The sequence below is a fragment of the Chryseobacterium sp. c4a genome, assembly GCF_009900745.1.
Lineage (GTDB): Bacteria > Bacteroidota > Bacteroidia > Flavobacteriales > Weeksellaceae > Chryseobacterium.
Map to the genome: position 1 here is coordinate 1 of NZ_WXVU01000041.1, position 1,516 is coordinate 1,516.

Annotated in this window: 3 protein-coding genes and 1 pseudogene; all 4 read right to left on the reverse strand. The window is 33.6% G+C overall.

Features of this window, described 5'->3' with window-relative positions:
* The coding region (locus GTR01_RS24375) for a hypothetical protein (protein WP_160140289.1) at positions 1-203 on the reverse strand (203 nt) is incomplete at its 3' end.
* Positions 204-248: 45 nt separating this feature from the next.
* Positions 249-476 (reverse strand): annotated as a pseudogene (locus GTR01_RS24715) (RHS repeat-associated core domain-containing protein); the annotation flags it as partial.
* A gap of 87 nt (positions 477-563) precedes the next feature.
* Positions 564-1,106 (reverse strand): hypothetical protein, encoded by a 543-nt coding sequence (locus GTR01_RS24385; protein ID WP_160140290.1) that lies wholly within the window; start codon positions 1,104-1,106, stop codon positions 564-566.
* An 18-nt stretch (positions 1,107-1,124) separates the two neighbouring features.
* Positions 1,125-1,516, reverse strand: a 392-nt coding sequence (locus GTR01_RS24390) for a hypothetical protein (RefSeq protein ID WP_228452340.1), incomplete at its 5' end; no start/stop codon positions are given.

The window sequence follows — 1,516 nt, forward strand, 5'->3', positions numbered from 1 at the left end:
CGGTTGCCAATGGCTATTCCAGTAGTAGAAACTACACTCATTACAGCAATACCATTGTTTATACTACTGCCTACAATTCCCATTATACCGTTGTAGTTATTAATGGCATTTCTTTTTACCTCTTCATAAACGCCAGATCCTCTTGTTACCGATCCTGAGTTTGGTGGTGGAGGTACTACAGCACCAGCTCCGTATGCGGGCAATGGTATCCATTCTAATCCTTCTAATTCTCTTCCATCAACAACTCTGTTTTCTGAGAAATTATAATGCGACTGGTAAGCATATTTTTCACTTAAAGGATCAACATTAAAAAATCTGCCCAGCTCTGGGATACTGTTTCGCCATTTAAAAGAACTCCAACCTGTTTCCTTCTGCTTTTCCTGCCCTTGGAAACCATAAGTATAATTAGGATTCTGTGTAAGTTGCGGCGCAGCATATTCTAATCCAAAAGGATAATACCCTACTTCCCTATCTATAACAGCCTGATTGTTAGCTCTGCGGAGATAAAGTTTGTTTTAAAATTTTGGGTATTAAAACAATACCCAAAATCATTAATATTCTACTTAAATAGTCTTCCACTGCTGACCTCCGTTAATTAAAGTAGCATCATTTTCTTCTATCCACTTAATAGCTGAATCTGAATATAGAAAAATATCTCCCTTTGAATATTTGTTTAAAAATTCTTTTCTAAATTCTATTATAAAATTATCACACCATTGTATAAAATCATCAGACTTTTTTTCTAATATATCCTGATCATTCCAAAATGACTTTACATAATAAAATCTAGCTCGTTGCAAAATATTTCTATCATATGGATAAAACCCCCCTACGCTAAATTCCAACAGATAACTTCGAAGCAAGTCAAAATATTTTTTACCATTATCTGTTGAAAGGACTATTATCTTATCTAAAAATTGGGGTGTAGATAAATATACTTGAAATATTTCATCTTCAATAGGTGGCAATATTTTAGAGATTACAATTTCAGAAGTAATTGAGATATTTTGTTTAACTAATACCACAATGTTTCTTTCTAAAATCATCTTATTGATTCTCTCATATTCATCTGGTGTAATAAAAAAGTTTAATTGTTTTGAAGCCATAACTTTAATTTTCAAATATTAGGGTAAAATTTTACCTGCATCGCCTACTTTCTCAGGAGTAATTTTAGGCACAACTTTATTATAGGGTACAAATTCAGGTCTAGTTCCGGTAGCTTTCTCTATGTCATCAAGTGCTTTTCTCTCTCTAGAAACTGGAGTCCCATTTTTATTTTGCTTTCCAACTTGAACTTGCTTAACTTCTCCAGTTTTTGGATTAGTTCCTTGAATATCTATAAACCTTTTACCTTTACTTCCTTTAGGTGTATCCACTCTTACCTCAGTCTTTATTTCTGTAAATCCATCAGCATCTAATTTTTTTCCAACTTCTTCTATTTTTGCTTGATGCAATGGCCCACCTGCTTTCCCATACGGATTAGGTACTTTTCCTGCAGTTGTTTCTGCAATCCCAG